This is a genomic window from Pseudomonas sp. St386 (assembly GCF_018325865.1).
Classification (GTDB): Bacteria; Pseudomonadota; Gammaproteobacteria; order Pseudomonadales; family Pseudomonadaceae; genus Aquipseudomonas; species Aquipseudomonas brassicacearum.
The window spans coordinates 2,708,910-2,732,121 of sequence record NZ_AP021900.1; the positions used below are offsets into that span (position 1 = coordinate 2,708,910).

19 protein-coding genes are annotated in these 23,212 nt (G+C 60.1%); 8 read left to right on the forward strand and 11 right to left on the reverse strand.

The window, feature by feature from the left end; genetic code table 11:
- Positions 1 to 98 precede the first annotated feature (98 nt).
- Both KI235_RS12025 and KI235_RS12030 read right to left on the reverse strand, forming a co-directional pair.
- Positions 99 to 953 (reverse strand): MBL fold metallo-hydrolase, encoded by an 855-nt coding sequence (locus KI235_RS12025; RefSeq protein WP_032833223.1) that lies wholly within the window; start codon positions 951 to 953, stop codon positions 99 to 101.
- Positions 950 to 1,459, reverse strand: a complete 510-nt coding sequence (locus tag KI235_RS12030) for a hypothetical protein (RefSeq protein ID WP_013692941.1) — start codon at positions 1,457 to 1,459, stop codon at positions 950 to 952. The genes KI235_RS12025 and KI235_RS12030 overlap by 4 nt, the downstream gene beginning before the upstream one ends.
- A gap of 127 nt (positions 1,460 to 1,586) precedes the next feature.
- On the opposite strand from KI235_RS12030, the gene KI235_RS12035 reads away from it, so the two are divergent.
- The 3 genes from KI235_RS12035 (at position 1,587) to KI235_RS12045 (ending at position 7,606) form a co-directional block, all read left to right on the forward strand.
- Positions 1,587 to 2,474 (forward strand): LysR substrate-binding domain-containing protein, encoded by an 888-nt coding sequence (locus KI235_RS12035; protein ID WP_003200479.1) that lies wholly within the window; start codon positions 1,587 to 1,589, stop codon positions 2,472 to 2,474.
- 208 nt (positions 2,475 to 2,682) lie between these two features.
- Entirely contained in the window at positions 2,683 to 3,855 is a 1,173-nt protein-coding gene (locus KI235_RS12040; protein WP_013692942.1) for an ABC transporter substrate-binding protein, read from the forward strand.
- A 31-nt stretch (positions 3,856 to 3,886) separates the two neighbouring features.
- Positions 3,887 to 7,606 carry an ATP-binding protein gene (locus KI235_RS12045; RefSeq protein ID WP_013692943.1) on the forward strand — a complete coding sequence of 1,240 codons (3,720 nt, stop codon included), beginning with the start codon at positions 3,887 to 3,889 and terminating at the stop codon, positions 7,604 to 7,606.
- A 53-nt stretch (positions 7,607 to 7,659) separates the two neighbouring features.
- Here KI235_RS12045 and KI235_RS12050 read toward each other — a convergent pair whose 3' ends face one another.
- A complete protein-coding gene (locus tag KI235_RS12050) occupies positions 7,660 to 8,169 on the reverse strand; it encodes an Lrp/AsnC family transcriptional regulator (protein ID WP_003200485.1) in 510 nt (169 codons plus the stop codon).
- 199 nt (positions 8,170 to 8,368) lie between these two features.
- Here KI235_RS12050 and KI235_RS12055 point away from each other — a divergent pair, with 199 nt between their 5' ends.
- The 4 genes from KI235_RS12055 to mdeB all read left to right on the forward strand — a co-directional run bounded on the left by KI235_RS12055 (position 8,369) and on the right by mdeB (position 13,116).
- Positions 8,369 to 9,385 carry a 1-aminocyclopropane-1-carboxylate deaminase gene (locus KI235_RS12055; RefSeq protein WP_003200489.1) on the forward strand — a complete coding sequence of 339 codons (1,017 nt, stop codon included), beginning with the start codon at positions 8,369 to 8,371 and terminating at the stop codon, positions 9,383 to 9,385.
- Between the two features lie 94 nt (positions 9,386 to 9,479).
- On the forward strand, positions 9,480 to 9,941 hold the full coding sequence (locus KI235_RS12060; RefSeq protein WP_003200491.1) for a hypothetical protein: 462 nt from the start codon (positions 9,480 to 9,482) through the stop codon (positions 9,939 to 9,941).
- Positions 9,942 to 9,997: 56 nt separating this feature from the next.
- A complete protein-coding gene (locus tag KI235_RS12065; RefSeq protein ID WP_027912422.1) occupies positions 9,998 to 10,420 on the forward strand; it encodes a hypothetical protein in 423 nt (140 codons plus the stop codon).
- Positions 10,417 to 13,116: an alpha-ketoglutarate dehydrogenase gene (mdeB, locus tag KI235_RS12070; protein ID WP_123351385.1), complete on the forward strand. Its 2,700-nt coding sequence runs from the start codon at positions 10,417 to 10,419 to the stop codon at positions 13,114 to 13,116. Before KI235_RS12065 ends, mdeB begins: the two co-directional genes overlap by 4 nt.
- A 593-nt stretch (positions 13,117 to 13,709) precedes the next feature.
- Here mdeB and KI235_RS12075 read toward each other — a convergent pair.
- From KI235_RS12075 to KI235_RS12110, 8 genes are all read right to left on the reverse strand, one after another.
- Positions 13,710 to 13,871, reverse strand: coding sequence for a nucleoid-structuring protein H-NS (locus KI235_RS12075; protein WP_157803399.1), 162 nt, complete (start codon positions 13,869 to 13,871; stop codon positions 13,710 to 13,712).
- A gap of 146 nt (positions 13,872 to 14,017) precedes the next feature.
- The gene (locus KI235_RS12080) at positions 14,018 to 15,163 is read right to left on the reverse strand and encodes a M20 family metallopeptidase (RefSeq protein WP_013692946.1); all 1,146 of its coding nucleotides are present in this window, start codon (positions 15,161 to 15,163) and stop codon (positions 14,018 to 14,020) included.
- Positions 15,160 to 16,584, reverse strand: a complete 1,425-nt coding sequence (locus KI235_RS12085; RefSeq protein WP_013692947.1) for a M20 family metallopeptidase — start codon at positions 16,582 to 16,584, stop codon at positions 15,160 to 15,162. The genes KI235_RS12080 and KI235_RS12085 overlap by 4 nt, the downstream gene beginning before the upstream one ends.
- Positions 16,581 to 17,570 carry an oligopeptide/dipeptide ABC transporter ATP-binding protein gene (locus KI235_RS12090; RefSeq protein ID WP_013692948.1) on the reverse strand — a complete coding sequence of 330 codons (990 nt, stop codon included), beginning with the start codon at positions 17,568 to 17,570 and terminating at the stop codon, positions 16,581 to 16,583. The genes KI235_RS12085 and KI235_RS12090 overlap by 4 nt, the downstream gene beginning before the upstream one ends.
- Complete coding sequence (locus KI235_RS12095) at positions 17,567 to 18,583, reverse strand: ABC transporter ATP-binding protein (RefSeq protein WP_013692949.1); 1,017 nt, start codon at positions 18,581 to 18,583, stop codon at positions 17,567 to 17,569. Before KI235_RS12095 ends, KI235_RS12090 begins: the two co-directional genes overlap by 4 nt.
- 64 nt (positions 18,584 to 18,647) lie before the next feature.
- Entirely contained in the window at positions 18,648 to 19,550 is a 903-nt protein-coding gene (locus tag KI235_RS12100) for an ABC transporter permease (protein ID WP_013692950.1), read from the reverse strand.
- A 9-nt stretch (positions 19,551 to 19,559) separates the two neighbouring features.
- Positions 19,560 to 20,477 (reverse strand): ABC transporter permease, encoded by a 918-nt coding sequence (locus tag KI235_RS12105; RefSeq protein WP_003200505.1) that lies wholly within the window; start codon positions 20,475 to 20,477, stop codon positions 19,560 to 19,562.
- Positions 20,478 to 20,582: 105 nt separating this feature from the next.
- Positions 20,583 to 22,103, reverse strand: coding sequence for an ABC transporter substrate-binding protein (locus KI235_RS12110; protein ID WP_003200507.1), 1,521 nt, complete (start codon positions 22,101 to 22,103; stop codon positions 20,583 to 20,585).
- A 187-nt stretch (positions 22,104 to 22,290) separates the two neighbouring features.
- Here KI235_RS12110 and KI235_RS12115 point away from each other — a divergent pair, with 187 nt between their 5' ends.
- Entirely contained in the window at positions 22,291 to 23,205 is a 915-nt protein-coding gene (locus KI235_RS12115) for a LysR substrate-binding domain-containing protein (protein ID WP_212795760.1), read from the forward strand.
- The last annotated feature ends 7 nt before the right edge of the window (positions 23,206 to 23,212 follow it).

A 23,212-nucleotide genomic window follows, 5' to 3' on the forward strand; every position in this document is an offset into this window, starting at 1 on the left:
CGTCAGCAGCGAAAATAAATGTACCCCTCTAGCGCCCCAAGCAGGTTTTCAGGCGCGAAGAAAAACTGTCGTAAGACGACTTGCTGCCCGTACCTGGCTTACGTCTCGTAAGCAATGGTGTAGCTGTTACCGGAACGCTTGATATGAGCAAAGCCGAGCGCGGCCAAGTGCATGCCAGCGACCATCAAGTTGTCTGAACTGGCAACATCCAGCAGCCTCGTTCGCGTGGCCGCCGATAGCAATGGGTCCTGGTCGAAGGCAATCGTGACATCGGGGCGCGCGATCTGAATCTGAGGAAAATGAACGATATCGCCCCACACCAGCAGGCTGCTCGCCGCAGACTCGAAGCGGTAGCCGCAATGCCCGACGGTATGCCCAGGCAACGGCATCGCGCTGATTCCAGGCAGTACGTCATTGGCGGTGAACGGGCGCAGATTTTGCCGGTACCGCTCGAACACCCTTCGTGCAAACAGAAAGTTTCCACGCGCGCGTTCACTGGCTTGACCAAGGTGGCCATCGTCCTCCCAGAACGCTAGCTCTCGCTGGTGCACAACCAATTCAGCATTGGTGAAGGCCATTTCTCCCACTGCATTCAACAAGCCACCGATGTGGTCGGGGTGCGCGTGCGTCAGCAGAATCGTATCTATTTCGCCGGGTTGCACGCCAGCCAATGCAAGATTGGCCAGCAACTCGCCGCCCCATTGATTGAAACCGCCGGCGCCGGCGTCGATCAGAATCGTGCGGCCACGCCCACGTACCAGATAACAATTGATATGGATCGACGCTGGCTCGCTGATCCCGGCGGCCAACTGAAGTCGGGCCGCCTCCGTTGGCGCGATATTGGCGAGAAAATCCAGGCTCGCACCCAAGTAGCCATCGCTGATGGCTGTGATTGAAAACTCGCCGATTTGCTGGCTGGGGAGTCTCCGGTGATTTATGTCCACGTTACTCATGACTGTAACTGCACGGTCATTGCGCAATAGACATCCAGCCCCTGCAGATCGCTGGCTTTTGCCTGAGTGCAATCCAGTTTGGCCAGCCAGCGGTGTGCAGGTCTCTTGTCCAAAGCAACTGCGTGTAGCGCTAAAGGTGTAAGGCCTAATTCAATCAGTATTTGAGGGCCTTGATCACTGAGCAACAGGAATTCGTCCGCGCCCACGGCAACGGCTCGGTCCAGCCCGGCATAGAGGTTGCGCCTCCAATCAGTGATGTGCGACTGCCAACGGGAAAAATTGCCACCCCCTTTTTGGCGGTACTCGTCGCTCTGCAACACGGCTGGCGTGTCGACTGAATGCAGGGCCAGGTAGGCCGGGCAATTGTCGCTCAAGGCTTTGAAACGCTGTGAGGAGCTAAATCCGCTCACCGAGATCAGCGCTGGCAGTTTTTCCAGGCTGTAAAACGCATTCCACTCGGCTTCGCTGGCGGGTTCAGCGTAGTTGCATTCGACTGTGTAAATCATAAATTTCACTTCATGGGTTGATGTTTCATCATGCTAGTGACACGGTAATCGCTTATAAAACGACTTTATTGCACCATTCAGTGACTAAACATCAAGATGGATGCCTGGACTTGCCTCAGGAAAACCCATGCGTCGAAAACTCCCTAGTAACGCCGCCTTGATAGCCTTTGAAACAGCAGCCCGTCATGGCAGTTTCGCCCGTGCCGCAAACGAATTGGCCTTGACCGAAGGCGCCATCAGTCGGCAGATGGGGCGCCTGGAAGCCTTTCTGGGCGTTACGCTATTCGAGCGCGTTGGCAACCGCGTGCGGCTTTTGCCTAACGGTGAGCGCTACGCTGCCCAAGTGCGCGAACTACTCGACCGGCTCGACAGGGAAAGCCAGTATTTGATGGGCCAGCCCAACGACGGCGCAAGCCTGGATATCGCCGTCAGCCCAACCTTTGCCCTGCGTTGGCTAATTCCTCGGTTGTCCGGCTTTGGCGAGCAACACCCGAATATCTGCGTGCACCTCTCGGAACGTATGGAACCGTTCGTGCTTGCCGGCAGCGGCTTCGATGCCGCTATCCATTTTGAGCACCCAGCTTGGACAGGCATGCATACGCATCGGCTGTTGAGCGAAGTGTTGATTCCGGTCTGTCATCCTGACCTCCTGGACCCGGGCAAGCAGGCAACGGCTCTGGATTCACTGCCGCGATTGCACCGCCGGCAGAACCCGGATGCCTGGCAGCGCTATGCCCAGGAAACCGGGATTGTCCTGAGCAACGCAGCGATGGGCGCGCGCTACGATTTGCATGCGATGTTGATCGAAGCCGCACTGGCTGGTCTCGGCGTGGCCCTTGTACCGCGCTTGTACGTGGAAGCAGAGCTGGCGCAAGGCCGGCTGGTTGCGCCATGGCCGCAGGAGACGAATGTCGCCAAGACTTTTTGCCTCGTGTTACCCGAGCCCCTTGAGCTGAGCCGCGTGCCCATCCAGGCATTTGCGCATTGGCTTTTGAAGGAAGCGCAGGTGAAGTAGGGGCGTGCAGTGGTGTCAGTACCGGGTCGATTCCGTAGGCCACGCTAGTATTGATCACCCCCGGGTGACAGTGTCGGTGCGCGACAGGGGCACTCAGTTGGCTGAAATCCTCCATGGCCGCGCGAAGCGGGCACGTTGAGACTATGCTCATTGCCACTGCAGGCAATGTGCTGGTTTCACGTGTCGCCCACCAAGGAAAGGAGTCTGTATGTGTCTGATTCTTCATGCCCGGTTCTATTATCTGAATGGTCGAATGCGCAGTCTGGTAACACGTGTCCATCGGCGTATTTCGAACGCCCACAAAGTCTTCTGGCGCTTCGCCGGCTGCGTGACCGGGCTGGCGCTGGTTGCTGTCAATCCGGCCCAAGCTGCCGACGGCGGCATCGTCGGCGGCTCTACCGCAAGCTATAGCATTGCCTTCAGCAACTCCTACGCGGGCAGCGATTTTCGCAAGGTGATGGTGCGCAATTGGCAGGAGATTGCGGCCCAGGCGCAAAAGGATGGCTTGATCCGCGAGGCTCCGGTGGTCAGCGCCAATAACTCGGCATCGGAACAAGCGGCCCATATCCAGGACATGATCGTCAAGGGCGCCAACGCCATCGTCATCCTGGCCGCGTCCGACACGGCCCTCAACGGGGTGATCCGCGATGCCTGCAACGCCGGCATCGTGGTGGTCGTCATGGCCAGCCTGGTCACCGAACCCTGTGTCTATACCGTCGACTACAACTGGTCCGCCATGGGCCGCGTGGAAATGGACTATATCGCCGGGCGTCTCAAGGGGAACGGAACGCTGCTGGAGATTCGCGGCATTGCCGGCGATGCCACCGATAAAAACATCAGCGACGGCATTCGCAAGGCCGCTGGCGACTATCCGGGCCTGAAGTTCGCCAAGACGGTATACGGGAACTGGACGGCTTCTGTCGCACGCAAGGAGGTGGCGCTGGCGCTGCCGTCGCTGCCCAGTATTGATGCCGTTGCGACTCAGGGCGGTGACGGTTATGGCGCAGCCATGGCGTTCAAGGCGGCGGGACGCCCTTTGCCAATCATCGTGATGGGGAACCGTCAGGACGAACTCGCCCTGTGGAAACAGGAGCGCGATGCCAATGGCTACGAGACCGTCTCTGTCTCCGCTTCCCCGAGCGTCTCCCAGGTGGGTTTCTGGGTGGCCCAGCAGATTCTGGCGGGCAAGCAGGTGCCGAAGTTCGTCGAGGTGCCGCTGGTACGCATCGATGCGAAAGACCTGGACACCTGGCTCGCCACGATGCCGGTGGGCGGCGCTGCCAATCCTCCCTACAGCCAGGCTTCCGTTGCGGCGATGATCGACGCGGCCATCAGCAACACGGCGCCGCCGACGCCTTTGCCGGAGGTGACGAAGCAGTAGTGGCAGGCGTGGAGCGAGGAGGCGAGGCGCCATGTTGACATTCAAATCCTCCACGGACAGGCCCATTGCCGTCAGGATTGGCCTGGCGGTCGCCGCGCTGGTGTTCCTGATGCTGGTGGTATCGCTCGTGAACCTCTATGGCCTGCGAGGCATGGTTCGTGCGGTGGATTCCGCCAGCCATTCCGCGGAAATTCTGGCCTCGGTCAACGGGGCCACCGGGCGGGTGGAAAACTTCATCGCCACCCGCGACCAGGAAAGCCTGTCCCAGGCCGAAGGCATGGTGGCGACGGCTATCGCCGGCCTCTCCGCCATTCCGGTGGCAGAGGCGCAATCGCTCAAGGGCAGCCTGGAAAGGCTCGCCGCGGCAATCGCCGCCTTGCGGGCGGCGACCCTGACCATGGATGGCGAAACGGAGAACATGACAGCCCACTACGGGCGGATGCGAGAGGCGACGATCCTCGTCGAACAGGGCATCGCCGATGGGCTGAAGGGGATTGATGCCCGCGCCGCTGAGCACGAGGCGCGGGTGAGCAACATCGAAAGTGCTCACCGCATTCTGGATATCCTGCGCGACGGCGAACGGATCATCATCGTCAATGTGGCCAAGATGCTGGTGTCCGGTGATGGGGCGGCCGTCACTGCGGCGCGCAACGCCTGCGCAGCGCTCCCGCCGGTGGTCGAGCAATTGCGCGAGTTGATGGAGGCGCCGCAGGAGCGAGAGACGTTGGACCAGTTGGCGACGGCGGTCGCTGCTGTCAGCAAGGCGGTCGAGCACCTTGGCGAGACGCCCAAGCTCCGGGGAGACGAGGCTTTGCGGCATCTGGCCGCCGTCGAGGATCTGGTCGAGCGCCTCGATGTCATGCTGGGTGAAGTGGACGAGCATGTTTCCCGTGACGAAAATGACATTCAGGCGGCAACCGGCTTGTTGCACAACGCAGCCGCGTTGTCCAAGCGTTTCGCCGAGCGTGTTGCCACCCTGGAGGCGCAGACCTTGTCGTTTCGCCTGTCACCGTCGGCCGAGGTCGCCGGCTCGGTCGGCGAGATTCTGGACGAGCTCTCCCGTCTCGCGCGGGTTCTCCCTTCGTCCGTGGGGCTGCAAGCCAAGGCTACCCCCCTGACTGTCAGCGATCAGATTGCCGGCTACCGGGCGGCATTCGCCCGGTTTAATCAGGCGAGCAACGCCTTGAGCGGCGCGCGCGACCAGGTACGCAACGAGGCACGAAGCGCCGGCCTGTTGGTTGCGCGCTTCGCAGGCCAGGCGCGCTCCGATGCCTTGATCCACAATGACCGCGGCATGCTTGCGACGATCGTTGCGGGTACCGTCGCCATCCTGCTGGCCGGCGCCATCGCCTGGAGCACGTCGCGATTCATCGCCCAGCCCATCGTGGCCCTGGCCTCGGTCATGCGCCGGCTTGCGGCCGGCGACTTGAACGCAAAGATCGCCAGCGCCGAACGCGGCGACGAGATTGGAATCATGACCCGCGCCGTACGGGTGTTCCAGGAGAATGCCCTGCGCATCCGGGTGCTGGAGGCCGAGGCCGAAGCCGAGCGACAGCAAGTCCAGGCCTCTCTGGAGAGAATGGTCGCCGAGCGGACCGACGCGCTGCACCACCAGACCGAGGTGCTGGAGGCACAGGCCATCGAACTCATCCAGGCGCGCAACCAGGCCGAGACGGCTAACCAGGCAAAGAGCGATTTCGTGGCCACCGTCAGCCACGAACTGCGCACCCCCCTGACCCTCATTCTCGCCCCTCTGGAGCAGCTCTCGGCGGCGACCACCCCACCGGCGGACTGGCATGTGCAAGTCGACCGCGCTCAACGCAACGCGTTGCGCTTGATGAACCGGGTGAACGACATCCTCGATTTCTCCAAGGCCGAAGCGGGCAAGTTTGAGTTGTGTCCGATGCCAGTCGATTTGAACAAGACGGTGGGTGTGCTGGCCGAGGATGCCGCCATGGTGGCCGAGGGTAAAGGCTGCACCTTGACCTGCAGCATCGATCCCGCGCTCGGCACGGTGTTCCTGGATCCCCGGCACTTCGAGAAGATTCTCCTCAACCTGGTGAGCAATGCCATCAAGTTCACGCCCGCTGGCGGCACCGTGCACCTGACGGTGACTGCGCTTGATGGCGAGCGATTCGAATTTGCAGTGCAAGACTCGGGGATTGGCATTGCGCCTGACAAACTGCCGTTGCTGTTCCAGCGTTTTTCCCAGATCGACAATTCCGCCACACGCCACTACAGCGGCACCGGCATCGGTCTCGCCCTGGTCAAGGATCTGGTCGAACTAATGGGGGGCGAAGTCGGCGTCAACAGCGAGCCCGGACAGGGCTCGTGCTTCTTTGTTCGACTTCCGCTGGGGGCCGAGCAAAACACTGTACCGACCGAAGTCAGCAACATGTTCGAGCGATCATCACCGAGCACGGCAAGCACAACCGAGCAGCGCCACCTGCGTTTCGACGACGGTCGCCTTGGCATTCGCAATGACCGGGCGCCGATGGAAGAAGCGGACGAGCAGCACCCGGAACACGCCCTGCGATCCAAAGTGCTGGTAGTCGACGACAGCCCGGAAATGCTTGGCTATCTCAGCGAGCTGTTGCGCGACGACTACAGCGTCGCCACCGCAACTGATGGCGAGCAGGCCTGGGCACTCCTGCAGCGTCGGCCCATCGATGTCGTCGTCTCGGATGTAATGATGCCGAAGCTCGACGGCTTCGGCCTGACTGCCAGAATCAAAGGCAGCCCCGGTTTTGCCCATTTGCCCGTGATCCTGGTGACCGCCCGCGGCGGTAGCGAGGCCTGCGTCTCCGGGCTGGAGAGTGGCGCCGATGACTATATCGCCAAACCCTTCTCGCCGCTGGAGCTCAAGGCTCGCGTACGGGCGGTGCTACGCATGAGCCAGGTGCAAACCGAACTGAATGCAAAGTCCCGTCAGGCGGGCATGGCCGAAATCGCTACGACTGTACTGCACAACGTCGGCAACGTCCTCAACAGCGTGAACGTATCGGCAGAACTGGTCAGCAGCCAGATGCGCACCTCCAAGGCCCAGGGGTTGGGCAAGGTGGCGCAAATGATGAACGAACACGTCCATGACCTGAGCGACTTTCTCACCAAAGACCACAAGGGGAAGATGCTGCCTGATTACCTGCTCAAGCTGGCGAAAGTGGTGGCGCAAGAGCAACAGGGCATCATCGAAGAACTCGGGCAACTCACCAAGGGCATTGACCACATCAAGACCATTGTCGCTGCCCAGCAGTCCTATGCCGTCGCCGTCAGTATCGTCGAGACAGTGCCGGTCGCAGAGTTAATCGACGATGCCTTGCGCATGAGTGCTGGGTTACTGGCGCGCCAGGAAGTGACGGTGGTCAAGGACATTGCCGACTTGCCCCTGCTGCCCCTGGACCGGCACCGGATGCTGCTGATTCTGGTGAACCTGATCAACAATGCCAAGCAGGCGTTGGACGGCGTGATCGATCGTAGCCGATGCGTCACGTTCAGCGCGTCTCTCGCTGACGGGGCAGTATTGCGTATCACTGTGGCCGACAACGGCAATGGGATTGCGCCTGAGCACCTGGCGCGCATCTTTTCCCATGGTTTCACGACGCGCAAAGACGGTCACGGTTTTGGCCTGCACAGTTGCGCGCTCGCTGCGCAGGAAATGGGTGGCAGCTTGACCGTGCGCAGCGACGGGGCCGGGCAGGGCGCTACCTTTATCCTCGATATTCCCCTTGATGCGCCGCTGAGTAAGCGATGAATGCCGAACCGGCACATTCTACGGGTCGATGATATGGCGGGCTGACCGGAGCCTCAAAGAGGGATGTGGGTTGTCGACAAGACCTGGCGCAAGCCCATGAACGAGCGAATCTGGCGAACCCCGGGCAGGTAAAGCAATTGCTCCGCGTGGAGCCGGTTGAAACTGTTGCTGTCCTTGGTGCGCAGCAACATGAAGTAGTCGAACTCCCCGGTCACCACATGGCACTCCATGCAGCCGGACACCTTTTGTGCGGCCGCCTCGAATGCGGCGAAGGATTCCGGTGTGGAGCGATCCAGCACTACGCCGATCAAGACCACCATCCCCGCATCCAGCGCTTCATTGTCCAGCAGCGCGACAATGTCCTTGATCAGGCCGACCTGCTTGAGCCGTTCGACGCGCCTGAGGCAAGCAGGGGCACTCAATTTCACCTTCTCTGCCAGCGCCACGTTGGAGATGGAGGCATCTCGTTGCAGGGTCTTGAGAATGGCGCGGTCGGTTCGATCCAGTGGATGCGGCACTGGGTCTGAGGTGGCTGGCTTCTTGTGAGTATTTGTTGCTTTCATATCGATTTCTACGCAATGAAAGTATGTTTTGTGCGGTGTTTGAAAAGTTATGTTTCTTTATGTGGTGGAAACTTGCAACACATATTTTTCGGATTCTTCTTAATATTGAACTCATCGAAGCGCCTCCGGAAAGAGCCTGGAATGCGGCCTTTTCCCTTTCGGTCTGGCGCTTGGATATCCCATATCAAGGAGCAGAGTCATGAATCTGAATCGTTTTGAACGTTATCCATTGACCTTCGGTCCTTCTCCCATCACGCCCTTGAAGCGCCTCAGTCAACATCTGGGGGGCAAGGTCGAGCTGTATGCCAAACGTGAAGACTGCAACAGTGGCCTGGCCTTTGGTGGGAACAAGACGCGCAAGCTCGAATACCTCATTCCCGAAGCGATCGAGCAAGGCTGCGATACGCTGGTCTCCATCGGCGGCATCCAGTCGAACCAGACCCGCCAGGTCGCTGCCGTCGCTGCCCACTTGGGCATGAAGTGCGTGTTGGTGCAGGAAAACTGGGTGAACTATTCCGACGCGGTGTATGACCGCGTAGGCAACATCGAGATGTCGCGGATCATGGGCGCTGATGTGCGGCTTGACGCCGCTGGCTTCGATATTGGCATTCGGCCAAGTTGGGAAAAAGCCATGAGCGACGTCGTGGAGCAGGGTGGCAAACCGTTTCCGATTCCAGCGGGTTGCTCCGAGCATCCCTATGGCGGCCTCGGTTTCGTCGGCTTTGCCGAAGAGGTGCGGCAGCAGGAAAAGGAACTGGGCTTCAAGTTTGACTACATCGTGGTCTGCTCGGTGACCGGCAGTACGCAGGCAGGCATGGTTGTTGGTTTCGCGGCTGACGGTCGTTCGAAGAATGTGATTGGTATCGATGCTTCGGCCAAGCCGGAACAGACCAAGGCACAGATCCTGCGCATCGCCCGACACACCGCTGAGTTGGTGGAGCTGGGGCGCGAGATTACGGAAGAGGACGTGGTGCTCGATACGCGTTTTGCCTACCCGGAATATGGCTTGCCCAACGAAGGCACATTGGAAGCCATCCGACTGTGCGGCAGCCTTGAAGGCGTGCTGACAGACCCGGTATATGAAGGTAAATCGATGCACGGCATGATTGAAATGGTCCGTCGTGGTGAATTCCCCGAAGGTTCCAAAGTGCTTTACGCACACTTGGGTGGGGCGCCGGCGCTGAACGCCTACAGCTTCCTGTTTCGTAACGGCTAAGCGTAGAACTGCTTTTGGAGTCATCTGTGGGAGCTCGCTCCCACAGGGAATTGCGTCAGCCTTTAGGCTCAGGAATCACGCCGGGAGTACCACCATGCATGCGATATCGCAGTCTGCAATCTGGGTGAAAGAACCGCTGGCGGATACCGGGGTCGTCATCGTGACCAGCGCCGCGTTGCCCAAGTACCTGATTGACAAGTTGCATATGGAGATCGACGACTGGGACCAGGTTGCTTATCTGGTGGTCCAGCAATCCAGGGCGTTCATGCTCGACTGGTTGCAGTTTGGGGCCAACCCGATAGATACGGCACCGGCGACCACTTGCCGGGCCAGCCAACTGCTGCGCGGTGTATCCAAAGGCTGCTTTTTACTGGATGTCGAAGTCAGCCCGATACCCCGTCTCACCTGGCTGGGATCAGTCTGCGGTCACCCACTGCGTGTCCTCAAACTGGAAGACGCAGCCTCCCATGCAGCGATCGATAAACAGGTGGAAGAGATTTTATCGGTGACCCGGACACTGGTGAAAAGCGGGTTGCAAGAGCGTTGTTTCATTTAGCGAAAGTCATCGCCACATACGCCTGAATTTATGACCCCAATGGAAAGGCCGCACTCATGAGCCGACCTGCCGACTGTCGTTCTAAAACCATGAAGTGGATGCGTGAACCTTCGAGCTGTACCCGCATCGTTGTCATCGTGTCCGCAATTGACAGTGATCATATTGACCTGATGCATCATGGGTTCAGCTGTTTTGACAATATCGCGCTTGTACAGGTTGAAGCTTCGGATACAGGGGCTGACAGGTGCGTTGAAGTACACGTGGCGGGGTGTGATTACAGCTTTCTCGTTTGCGGTGAACTTGAAGAGCATTTGTTGAACAATCTTTCCATTGGCAACCCGTGCATCTACCAGATAGGGCAAGACAGCTGGGCCGAGCGCTCCGTCATTGACGCGGTAGAGCAAGTCAAAAAACTCGCCCGATTGAGCTATTCGCGCCACCTGGAAGCGTTGCCCGACATTTGCAGGAGATGCCCATGAACCTGTTCGATATTCGTGCCCAATGGCCGGACCAGACCACCGAAGATGCTCAAGAAGTTGCTGAATGGCGGGACGCCTTGCTGTCGGTTATCGCCCATAGCGGCACGGCACAGGCCAAACAGATCCTCGACATGCTGGTGGCTGTGGCAAGCACCTCGGACATCGGTTGGCGGCCCAGCCATGGCACGCCTTACATCAATACCATCAGCGTTGAGTGCCAGCCGGTATTTCCAGGGGATCTGGCCATCGAAGAACGGCTGGCCTCGATCATGCGCTGGAATGCGTTGGCCATGGTTGCCAGGGCCAACTATGCCTATGGCGAATTGGGCGGCCATATTGCCAGTTATGCCAGCGCGGCGGATTTGTTCGAAGTGGGCTTCAACCATTTTTTCAAAGCGCGAACCGAAAGCAGCGGTGGCGATCTGGTGTTCTATCAACCGCACTCGGCGCCAGGGGTCTATGCCCGGGCGTTCCTCGAGGGACGCCTGGAAGAAAAGGATCTGCTGCATTATCGGCAAGAGATCAGCGCGCGCGCCAAGGGTGCCCGAGGTCTGTCGAGTTACCCGCATCCTTGGTTGATGCCGGACTTCTGGCAGTTTCCAACGGGCTCCATGGGCATCGGTCCGATCAGCTCGATCTACCAGGCGCGCTTCATGCGTTATCTGGAGCATCGAGGCCTGCAAGACAACGTCGGGCGAACCGTCTGGGGCGTGTTTGGCGACGGGGAAATGGATGAGCCGGAAAGCATGTCGGCACTGACGCTGGCCGCGCGGGAAGGGCTGGATAATCTGGTCTGGGTGGTCAATTGCAACCTGCAACGGCTGGACGGGCCGGTTCGTGGCAATGGCCGCATCATCGACGAGTTGGAGGCGCTGTTTGGTGGTGCAGGCTGGAACGTCATCAAACTGGTTTGGGGCGCCGACTGGGACGGTTTGTTTGCGCGCGATGCGGATGGCGCGCTGGTCAAGGCGCTATCGAGCACCGTCGATGGCCAGTTCCAGACGTTCGCGGCAAAAGACGGGCGCTTTAACCGTGATCATTTCTTTGGCCAGAACGAGGCATTGGCGCAGTTGGCACAAGGCCTGACCGATGAACAGATCGACCGCCTGAAACGTGGCGGTCACGACATGGTGAAAATCTTCGCCGCCTATCAAAGCGCGCTGCTCGAAGGCAAGAAACCCACCGTGATTCTGGCGCAGACCAAGAAGGGCTTCGGCATGGGCGATGCCGGGCAGGGCAAGATGACCGTGCACCAGCAGAAGAAGCTCGACAGGGAGGCGCTGATCGCGTTCCGCAATCGTTTCAACCTGCCGTTGACCGATGAACAGGCTGCCTCGTTGAGCTTCTTCAAACCCGACGAAGACAGTGCAGAAATGCGCTATCTGCATGAGCGCCGCCGTGCATTGGGCGGCTACATGCCATCGCGTCCTTCAAGTGCCGAATCATTGGCGGTGCCTGACGCCAGCAGCTATGGCGCGTTTGCCATTGCCGCCGAAGGCAAGGAAATGTCCACCACCATGGCGTTCGTTCGAATGCTCAGTGGTCTGCTGCGGGACAAACAACTGGGCCCGCGCATCGTGCCGATCGTGGCGGATGAAGCGCGTACGTTCGGCATGGCCAGCCTGTTCAAGCAGATCGGCATTTACTCCAGCGTGGGGCAGCGATATGAGCCGGAAGACATCGGTTCGATCCTGAGCTATCGAGAAGCGCTGGACGGCCAGATTCTCGAAGAGGGCATCAGCGAGGCCGGGGCGATCAGTTCCTGGGTTGCAGCGGCGACCAGCTATTCGGTGCATGGCTTGCCGATGCTGCCGTTCTACATCTACTACTCGATGTTCGGCTTCCAGCGCATCGGCGACCTGATCTGGGCGGCGGCGGATCAACGGGCCCGCGGCTTTCTGCTCGGGGCCACCGCAGGCCGCACGACATTGGGCGGCGAAGGTCTGCAGCACCAGGATGGCAACAGTCATCTGATGGCGGCGATGGTCCCCAATTGCCGTGCTTACGATCCGGCATTTGCCGGCGAGTTCGCGGTGATCCTGGATCACGGCATGCGCCAGATGCTGGAGCGTCAGGTGGACGAGTTTTATTACGTCACCTTGATGAACGAGAACTACCCGCAGCCCAACCTTCCTGCAGGTGTCGAACAGGCGATCATCAAGGGTATGTATCTGTTTGCCCGGCATGAAGTCGAGGGTGCGCGTGGAAGTGTCCAGTTGTTGGGTTCCGGCGCCATCCTGCGCGAAGTGATTGCCGCTGCCGAGTTGCTGGCCAGCGATTGGGACATCGACAGTCAGGTCTGGAGCGTTACCAGCTTTACCGAGCTGGCACGTGATGCCCGTGAAGTGGAACGCTGGAATCGACTGCATCCTGGACAGCCTTCGCGCTGCAGTCATGTCCAGGCGTCGCTCAACGACTCGGCGCCGATCATTGCCTGCACCGATTACGTTCGCGCCTTGCCGCAGTTGATCGCCAGCTATCTCGACGCCCGTTACACCGTACTTGGCACCGATGGATTTGGTCGCAGCGATACTCGCGACCTGTTGCGCAGGTTCTTCGAAGTGGACCGCCACCAGATTGTCTTGAGTGCGCTGACTGCACTGATGCACATGGGGCGCCTCGATGCCAGTGTGTGTGCCGAGGCCATTGAGCTGTACGCCATTGATGTCGATGCGGTGGCCCCCTGGGAAGCTTGATTTCAAGAGGGGGGTATATCCGTTGTTGCGGTAACGGCCGCTTATGGTTCCGCTTTTACAGCGGCTCACTTTTGAAAAGCCCGGGAGCCGGCCCAGTCAAAAGTAAGCAAAACGCTTTTGCCCCACCACTCGGCACCTCGCTTAGGCTCGGTGTGCCTGAACGAAGGCATTGCTCCGTGGGCCGCCGCGAAGGGCCATCCATGGCCCAGCGCGGCTAACCCGGCATCCATGCCGGGTTGCCCACTGCGCAATACCTTCGTTCAGCCAGCGTGGTTAACGGGGCGCCCGAGATCAACGTCCACCGCGAGGCGGCCTGGTAGCCGACCTGGTTCTTGATAGGACCGCGTTTCTTCTGTGGGAGCGGGCTTGCCCGCGAAGGCGGTGTGTCAGTTTGCGGTGATGTTGGATGTGCTGGCCTCATCGCGAGCAAGCTCGCTCCCACAGGTTTTGCGGTGCACATGGATTTTGTGTCTGCCAAAGATCCAATGTGGGAGCGAGCTTGCTCGCGATAGCGGAGGTTCAGCCACATCGGTGCCGAAATGTACCCCGCTCTTGCTCTTGCTCTTGCTTTAGATCTTGATCTGGGTGCCCCGTTAAACCACGCTGGCCGAACGCAGGCATTGCGCAGTGGGCATCCCGGCATGGATGCCGGGATAGCCGCGCTGGGCCATGGATGGCCCTTCGCGGCGGGCCCACGGAGCAATGCCGGAGTGAGGGCACACCGAGCCAAAGCGAGGTGCCAAGTGGTGGGGCATGAGCGCTTTGGTTACTTTCGCGCTTTTCGAAAGTGACCCGCTGTAAGAGCGGAACCCTAAGCCGCCGTTACCAAAAAAACGGATATACACACCCCCCGTCCAGAAAAACGCGAATAGATTCCCCCCCAAAAAAAGCCTCAACTACCCTAGCCAACAGCCAGAATAGTCGCCACCAACGCCAGAGCCCGAGGCACCAGCGTATCCAGTTCCAGATATTCCCGGTCGGTATGAACCTTGCCACCCACCGGCCCGAGGCCACACAGCGTCGGAATGCCCAGGCTGGCAGTGAATCCGGAGTCAGCACAACCACCGGTGAACTCGCCCTCCACACTGAAACCCAGCGCCAGGGCCTTTTGTTGGTAGATCTGCAGCAGCCGTTCGCTGTGACAGGCTTCCATCGGCAGAAAGGTCGTCGCTTCCTTGAGGATGGCGCGGGTGCCGATCAGCTCTTCTTCCGCGACGATGCCCAGGATCGCGGTAAAGATCTGATCCCAGTGCTCGAGTTCGATGAAGCGCACGTCCAGCCTGGCGGAGGCGCTAGGCGCGACGGTGTTGCTGGACGTGCCACCGGATATCAGGCCAACATTGGTCGTGATGCCTGCTGAGTAATCGGTCAAGGCATGCAGCTTGACGATCTTGCGTGCGAGGGCTTCGATGGCACTGGCTCCGTCGGCATGGTTGACCCCGGCATGCGCCGCGCGGCCGCTGACTTCGATGATCAGCGTGGCGCCGCCTTTGCGTGCGCTGACCACGTTGCCGCTGGCCCGGCCGGGTTCGGTATTGAGCACGGCACGCGCGCCACGGGCGGTTTTTTCGATATGGGTTCTGGCGCTGCCGGAGCCGATTTCTTCGTCCCCGGTGTACAGGACCTGCACCGGATAGGGCAACTCACCGGCGCGTTTGAGAGCCTTGAGCGCGAAGCAATTGAGCACCAGGCCGCCTTTCATGTCGGCGACGCCGGGACCATAGGCGAGGTTGGCGTCGCGGCTGTAGCCGCGAGTCGAGGTGGTGCCTTTGGGGAACACCGTGTCGCGATGGCCCAGCAGCAGCACCGGCTTTCCAGAGGCACCTGGCACTTCGGCGAGCATCACGTCGCCAAAACCATCGACTGGCATGCGCTTGAGCAGGATGCCGTCGGCTTCCAGTTCCGCCGCGAGCAGCGCGCCTACCGCGTCGACGCCCGCCTTGTCATAGCTGTTGGAGTCGGTGTCGACGATACGCTGCAGCAGCGCTTCCATGGCGTGGCGCTGGTCGGCAAGCCAGTCCAGCGCCTGTTGTGGCGTGGCACTCATTGCGCCTGCTCCCGCAACTGATGTTCCTGAGTCAGGCGTGCCGCGTCATTGCCCAGGTCCCAGAACAGACCGGCCATGATTTGCAGGCTTTCCTTGACCACCGGTGCCAGCAAATGCTCGTTCGGCGCATGTTGCGAGCAGGCCGGGTACGAGTGCGGCACCCACAATGTTGGCAGGCCGAGCACGTCGGCGAACACGTCGTTGGGCAGCGAGCCCCCAAGGTTTGGCAGCAGCGCAGGTTTTTTGCCGGTGGTCTGTGTCAAGGAGCTGAGGGCCCAATTGACCCATGGGCTTTGCGGGTCCAGCCGAGTGGCATGCATCACATCGATGCGGCTTTGCTTGACCTCGACATTGCTGAAGCCATGAGCATCCAGGTGGGCACGAACGGCCGGGATGAAGGTCGTGTAGTCGCTGTTCACCACGAAGCGGATATGGCAGTGGGCATTGGCTTTACCTGGGATCGCATGCACCGGGGCGTCCGGGTTGCCGGTCTTGAAGGCAATGACGTCGAGGGTGTTCCAGCCGAATACTTTTTCGCTCAGGGAGAGCTGCGGATTACCCCAGTTGGCGTCGATGTCCGGATCGCCCGGCCCGCCACCCACGTCAATGTCGGCCAGTGCCTGGCGAACCGGCTCCGGCAGTGTCTCGGGCTGCAGGCCTGCCACCTTCACCCGGCCCTGTTCATCGATCATGCTTGCGATGGCATTGGCCAGAATGATGCCAGGGTTGGCCAGCAAGCCGCCCCAGTTGCCAGAGTGATGAGCGCCTTCGCGCAAGTTGACCACCAGCTCGAAGTTGAACACCCCACGCGAGCCGAGAAAAATCGTCGGTCGTGATGCCGCCAGGCGCGGGCCGTCCGAGGCGATGAAAACATCCGCCGCGAGCTCTTCGCTGTGGGCGGCACAGAACGCATTCAAGCCCGGCGAGCCTTCTTCTTCACCCATTTCCAGCAGCAGTTTGACGTTAAAACCCAGCTTGCCGTCGCGAGCCTTGAGCGTTTGCTCCAGCGCGGTCAGGTTGATCAGGTGCTGGCCTTTGTTGTCCGCCGTGCCGCGGCCGTACCAGCGATCGCCTTCGACCGTGACTTGCCACGGTGACAGGCCTTCACGCCATTGCGCTTCATAGCCGCGCACCACATCACCGTGGCCGTAGCTCAGTACAGTCGGCAGTTCTGGATGCTCAATGCGTGTGGCGATCATGAAGGGCCCACGCTCTGCCACCGGGTTGTCATAGATATTGACGCTGAAGCCCATGGCCTTGACATGCGGGGTGATGAAGTCATTGAGATAGCGATACAACTCGGGCTGGCTGTCCGTTGCCTGGCTTTCGGTGGGCAAGGCGACGCTACGTTCGAGCAGATTGAAAAAGGCGCCGTTGTCGAATTGCTCTGTGGTGTTGCTGATGGCCAATGAACGACTCATGAGTGGACAAGCTCCAGTGTTTGGGCAGGATTGTCGTGAAGGTGGCAACGCACGTTGCCCCCGATAATGGAATCATTGGCCGGGTAGGCCGTTTTGCACGGTGCGAAGCAGCTCGGGCAGCGCGGGTGGAAAGCGCAACCGGACGGCGGTGACATCGGATTGGGAAAGGTGCCGTGCAGGCCGATGTCGGGAATGCCCAGGTGCGGATCGGGCGTGAGCACCGAATCCAGCAAGGCGCGGGTATAAGGGTGGCCGGGTTCAGCAAACAACGATTCGCGCGTACGCTCTTCGACGATGCGTCCCAGGTACATCACCGCTACCCGGTCGGCGAGGTGTTCGATGACCGCGAGGTTGTGGCTGATCAGCAGATAGGTCAGGCCGAATTCGCGCTTGAGGTCTTGCAGCAGGTTGAGAATCTGCGCCTGCACCGACACATCCAGTGCTGAGGTGGGCTCGTCGCAGATCAGCACATCGGGGCGCATGATCAGCGCCCGTGCGATCGCGACTCGCTGGCGTTGTCCGCCGGACAGCTGGCTCGGGTAGCTGTCGATCACTCGCTTGGGCAGGCCGACCACATCAAGCATCGCTTCGGTCTTCTTGCGCCGCTCGGCGGGACTGCCGATGTCATGCACGATCAGCGGCAGGGTAATGATTTCGCGCAGTGTCTTGCGTGGGTTCAGCGAGGAATACGGGTCCTGGAATATCGGCTGAATATGCCGGGACATTGCCTTGCGATCAGTCGCCGCCAGGTGTCTGCCGTTGACCAGCACATCGCCGCTGGTAGGCGGCAGCAGACCGAGCAGCAGCTTTGCCAGGGTACTTTTTCCGCAACCGGACTCACCTACCAGACCGAGAGTCTCGCCCCGCATCAGACGCAGGGAAACGCCATCGACGGCTTTCAGGATGGCGGCGGGTTTGAAAAAGCCCTGGTTGATCCGAAACTCGCGGCGGATGTCACACAGTTCCAACGTGATGTCTTTTTTCATGACCTTGCACGCTCCTGAAGGCGAATCGGTGCCTGGGCCGGTGCGGCGAACAGGCAGCGCGCCATGTGTCCGTCCTGTTCGACTTCGGGGATGTTCTGCGCGCAGGTCGGTATCGCCTGAGCGCAACGATTGCGAAACGCACACCCTTGCTGTTCGCCTACCAGGCTCGGCACCAGGCCTGGAATCGAACCCAGCGCCTCACCCGGCCTGGTCTGGCCAGGGATTGGAATACTGGCCAGCAGACCACGGGTGTACGGATGCTGCGGGTTCTCGAACAGTTGCAGGGCAGGGGCGGTTTCGACGATCTCCCCTGCATACATCACGGCGACCCGATCGGCGATCCGTGCCACCAGCCCAAGATCGTGGGTGATGAAGATCACCGCCAGGCCGAGTTCTTTCTGAATGTCGCGAATCAGGCGCAGGATCTGCGCTTGAATGGTCACGTCCAGTGCAGTGGTGGGCTCATCGGCGATGATCAGGTCCGGTTCGCACATCAACGCCATGGCGATGATCACCCGTTGGCGCAAACCGCCAGACAGTTGATGCGGATACTGCCGCAAGCGCTCGGTGGCATTGCTGATACCGACTTTCTCCAGCATCTGCCCGGCGCGAACCAGAGCATCCTTGCGCGACACCTTGCGATGCCGGGTCAGCACTTCGCTGAGTTGATCGCCAATGCTGTAGGCCGGGTTCAGCGAAGTCATCGGTTCCTGGAAGATCATCGCCAGGCGATTGCCGCGCAGGTCGCACATGTGCCGTTCGCTCTGGCCGATCATGTCGATACCGTCCAGTGTCAGCCGGGACGCGGTACGTTTGGCCTTGCGTGGCAACAGGTCCATCAGCGCCAGCGACGTCAAGGATTTACCGCAGCCTGATTCGCCGACGATGCACAGCATTTCACCGCGCTCGACTTCAAAGCTCAGACCGCGCACTGCATGCAGCGTGTCATCCGGCGTCGGGCTGTTGCCCATGGGGATATCCACGCGCAGGTTTTCTACATGGAGTAGTGCCATGTTCGGTACCCTCTATCAGTTACGGCGTCTATCAGTTACGGCGTCTATCAGCTACGGCTGTCTATCAGTTACGGCCGTCGGGCAGGATCAGATCGCGCAGGCCATCGCCGACCAGGTTGATGCCCAGCACCAGAATCATCAGGGCGACGCCGGGAATGGCGATGACCCACGGGGAAAAGAACATGTAGGGTTTGCCTTCGGCGATCATCAAGCCCCAGGACGGCGTCGGCGGCTGCACACCCACCCCGAGGAATGACAGTGCCGACTCCAGCAGGATTGCGTGGGCCATTTCCAGCGTCGCGACGACGATCAGCGCGCCGACCAGATTGGGCAGGATTTCACTGGCCAGAATGCGCAGGGTCGAGCAGCCCAGCGCCTGGGCCGAGGCCACGTATTCCGCATCGCGAATCTGTTGCACCGAAGCCCTGACCACCACCGCGAAGCGATCCCAGAGCAGGCAGCCGAGCAGCACAATCACCACTTTCAGCGAGCCGCCCATCAGCGAGGCCGAGGCCAGCGCGACCATCACCACCGGCATCGCCAGCCGGGTGGTGATCAGGTAGCTGATGAACGCATCGACCTTGCCGCCGTAGTAACCCGCCAACAGCCCCATGACGGTACCGATAAAGCCGGAGATAAGCGCCGCCGCAATGCCGATGAACAATGAAATACGTGCGCCGTAGAGCAGTCGAGACAGGTAATCACGGCCCAGCTTGTCGGTTCCCAGGACGTATTCCCAGGTGCCGTTGGCCATCCATACCGGCGGTTTCATACGCAGCATCACGTCTTGCGCATAAGGGTCATAAGGTGCCAGCCACGGCGCGAAGAGCGCCCCCGTGAAGATCATCAGCAACAACACCGTGCCGATGGCGAAACCACGATGACGAAAGCTCTTGCCAAGTACGCGGCTCAGGCTGCTGGGGGGTGGCAGGTAGTCATTGATCGCGAGGGTAGTGGGGGTGCTCATGTAAGCCTCCTAGCGCACGCGAATGCGCGGGTCGAGCAGTGCGTTGAGCACATCGGCCAGCAAGGTGAGGATGATGTAGATCACTGCGATGAGCAGGACCACGGCCTGTACCACCGGAAAGTCATCACGGGCGATGGCGTCCCAGGCGAGCTGTCCGATACCTTGCAGGGAGAACACGGTTTCGATCACTACCGAACCGCCGAGCATGAAGCCAAACTCCACCGCCGCCAGGGCGACGACCGGAATCAAGGCGTTGCGCAGCGCATGCTTGAACAACACGCGGGCAGGGCGCAGGCCCTTGGCGCGGGCGGTGCGGATGTAATCGGAACTGAGCACATCGAGCATGCCAGCACGGGTCAGACGCATGATTGCCGGCGTCGCGTAATAGCCCAGGGCAATGGCCGGCATGACGAAGTGCAGCATCGTCGAGTTGCCGGACACCGGCAGCCACTTGAGCGTCACCGCGAACACCACGATCAGCATCAGTGCAAACCAGAAACTGGGCATTGCCTGACCCAGCACCGCGATGCTCAAGGCCAGTCGGTCAACCCAGGTGTCGCGTTTGACCGCGGCCAGCACACCCAGTGGAATCGCCACCAGCAAGGCGATAGCCAGCGCCATGGCGCCTAACCCGAGAGTGATCGGCAAGCGGCTGGCGACGAGGTTGTAGACCGACTCCTGAAAGAAAAACGAGTTGCCCAGGTCCAGCCGCAACAAATCGCCCAGCCAGTTGAAGTACTGGGTCGGTAGCGGTTTGTCCAAACCGTACTGCATGCGGATCTGTTCGATCTGCTCGCTGGTGGCTTCCGGTCCGCCGATGGCCGTGGCCAGGTCGCCGGACAGGTGCAAAAGGGAAAAGCTGATCACCGACACGGTAATGGCAACGCAAACAGCGATGCCCAGACGGCGCAGAAGGAATCCAAGCATGGCAAGTTTCCTCATATCCAATGGATGACAGGTATGGGGACGTGTCCGTGGCGCGGGTCAGTCCGCAAGCCACGGCACCTCTCGATCAATCCGCTCGGTTGCGGATTACTTCCAACTGGACTGAACGAAACGCGGCAGCTCATCCGGGTACGACGTGAACGCCAGCTCGGAGGTGTAGGCGTAGTTCATCGAGTAGTTGAACAGCGGCGCCCAGTACGCCTGTTCGCTGATGCGCTGCAACGCCTTGCGGTAGTTGTCCTTGCGCAATTGCGGGTCGAGGGCGTTGTCAGCGGTCTGCAACCAGCTCTGGACTTGCGGATCCTTGATGTTGTCGTCCGGATTGCCCTTGAACCAGGTGCCGGCCGACGCCGAGGTATCGAGGATCGAGAACGAGCCCCAGGCCTGAAACGACATGGGTACCTTGCCGCCACGTTGCTGATCGCGCAGGGCGGCGTACTTCAAGTAGCGCAGCTTGGCGTTGATGCCCACGGCCCGCAGGTTGCCGATGATGGCTTCGACGTAATCCCGGTCGCGATAAGCGAAGATTTCTGTCTCGAAGCCATTGGGGTAACCGGCTTCGGCGAGCAACGCCTTGGCCTTGGCCGGGTCGTAGTTGTAGACCGTGGCCGCGGTGGTATCGCAGCCGAACTGGCCTGGATAACAGGCCACCTGCAAGGGCTTGGCTTCGCCCCCCACCAGTTGCGTGGCCAGCGCGTTGCGGTTGATCGCATGGTTGATGGCCTGACGCACCTTGAGCTGCTTCATCGGCGAGTTTTCCGTGGAGGTGCCTCGAGCATCGAGAATCAGGAAGCCGATGCGCATGGTTTCGCCGCTGGTCACGGTCAGGTTCTGCATACCTTTAAGGTCGACTGCCTGATCCGGGGTCACACGCCACGTCCAGTCGACACCATCGGTCATCAACTCGGCCAGACGGGTTTCTGCATCCGGAATCACCCGGAACTTCAGGTGGCCGATATGCGGCTTGCCTTGTGGGCTGTCCGGAAAGTAGTCCTTGTTGATCTCCATGGTCACGCCTTCGCCAGCCACCACCGACACGGCTTTATACGGCCCGGTACCCACTGGCTTGCGGCTGAATTCAGCCAGGCCGACCTTCTCGAAGTACTGCTTTGGAAACATGGGAACGGCGTTGGACAGGTATTCCAGTGCCGGAGGGAAAGGTTTTTTCAAATGCAGGCGGACGCTGTAGTCACCGGTTTTTTCGGCGCTCTTGATCCAGTCGACGTTTTGCACGGTAACGACTTTCGCTTCGGGCGACACCACGTAGTTGAGGGTGAACACCACGTCGTCGGCGGTGAAGGCGTCGCCGTTGTGAAATTTGACGCCTTTGCGCAGCTCAAAGTCGATGGTGGTGTCGTCGACCTGTGTCCAGCGGGTGGCCAACATGGGTTTGTATTCGCCGCTCTTGGGATCGCGGTAGATCAGGTTGTCCCAGATCAGCCGGCCGAGAATCACACCTTCGCGTAGATCGTTGTGATAGGGGCTGATGTTTTCAGGCTCGCTGTCGGAAGCGTAAACCAGGGTGTCGTTGGCTTTACCGGCATGCGCCGGAAAACTGCTGATGAGGCCCATCAGCGCAATACTGCAGGCGAAACCTTTGATGCCCATGCCGTCGTCTCCGTTGGCGAGAGTGGTTGAATCAAAGGGCAGCGAATCGCAAATGCGGTAAACGAGGAGGAGAAGCTCAGGCGTAGTTTTTTTTGGTCTGGACACGAATGTAGGGAAAGGCTATCAATGCCACAAGAATAATATTTCGATACTTGCGTTGCCGAAAAGGCAATCCATGGGGGCGCCGATGCAACTGTATGGTGTGCAGTCCACGGCACTGCGTTATTTTCTGGAAGTCGCGCGATGCGGATCGATCAGCGATGCTTCCGTGCGCTTGAATGTCGCCGCGTCAGCAGTGAGCCGACAGATTGCCAAGCTCGAGTTGGCCCTGGATGCCAGCCTGTTTGAGCGTCGTGCCCGAGGGATGGTGCTCAGCGAGGCGGGGGCGCGACTGGCGGCCTATGCGCGCAAGTCGCAGCTTGAGGCTGAGCAGGTGGTGCTGGAGATTACCGAACTGCATGGCTTGCAGCGGGGCCATGTGCATGTTGCCTGCTCGGAAGGCTTTGCACTGGAATACATGCCCAGGAGCATCAGCGCGTTCAGGCGTGAGTATCAGGGCATTCATTTCACCTTGGAGGTCTGTGCGCCTGCCGAAGCGACCGAGAAGGTGCGTTCCGGCGAAGCCGATCTGGCGATGACTTTCAGCCTGACGCCGCAGAAGGAAATCAAGGTCGAACATGTCCTGAGCGGGGCGATTTTTGCCGTGGTCGCCAATTCCCATCCCTTGGCCGGACGTGAAGCGGTCAGCCTCGCCGAGTTACAACCCTGGCCCGTTGCGTTACCCAAGGCCGACACCACGATACGGCAACTGTTCGACATCTGTTGCGGTGTACAGGGGTTGTTGTTCGACCCGGTGTTGACCACCAACTACGTTGCCGCGCTCTATAGCTTCGTTCGCGAAGAAGGCGTTATCAGCCTGGCCAGCGAAATGACCTTGCAAAAGCAGGTGGCGGACGGGGTCCTGCAATGCGTGCCGATCCTTGACGAAGGCATGCAGGCACGCCGCATCGAACTGCAAAGCATGGCCGGCCGCAATCTACCGGCAGCGGTTTGTGCCTTCAGGGATTTTCTGATTGCGGATCTGGCGAAAGCGAAGCGCTGAGTCGGGT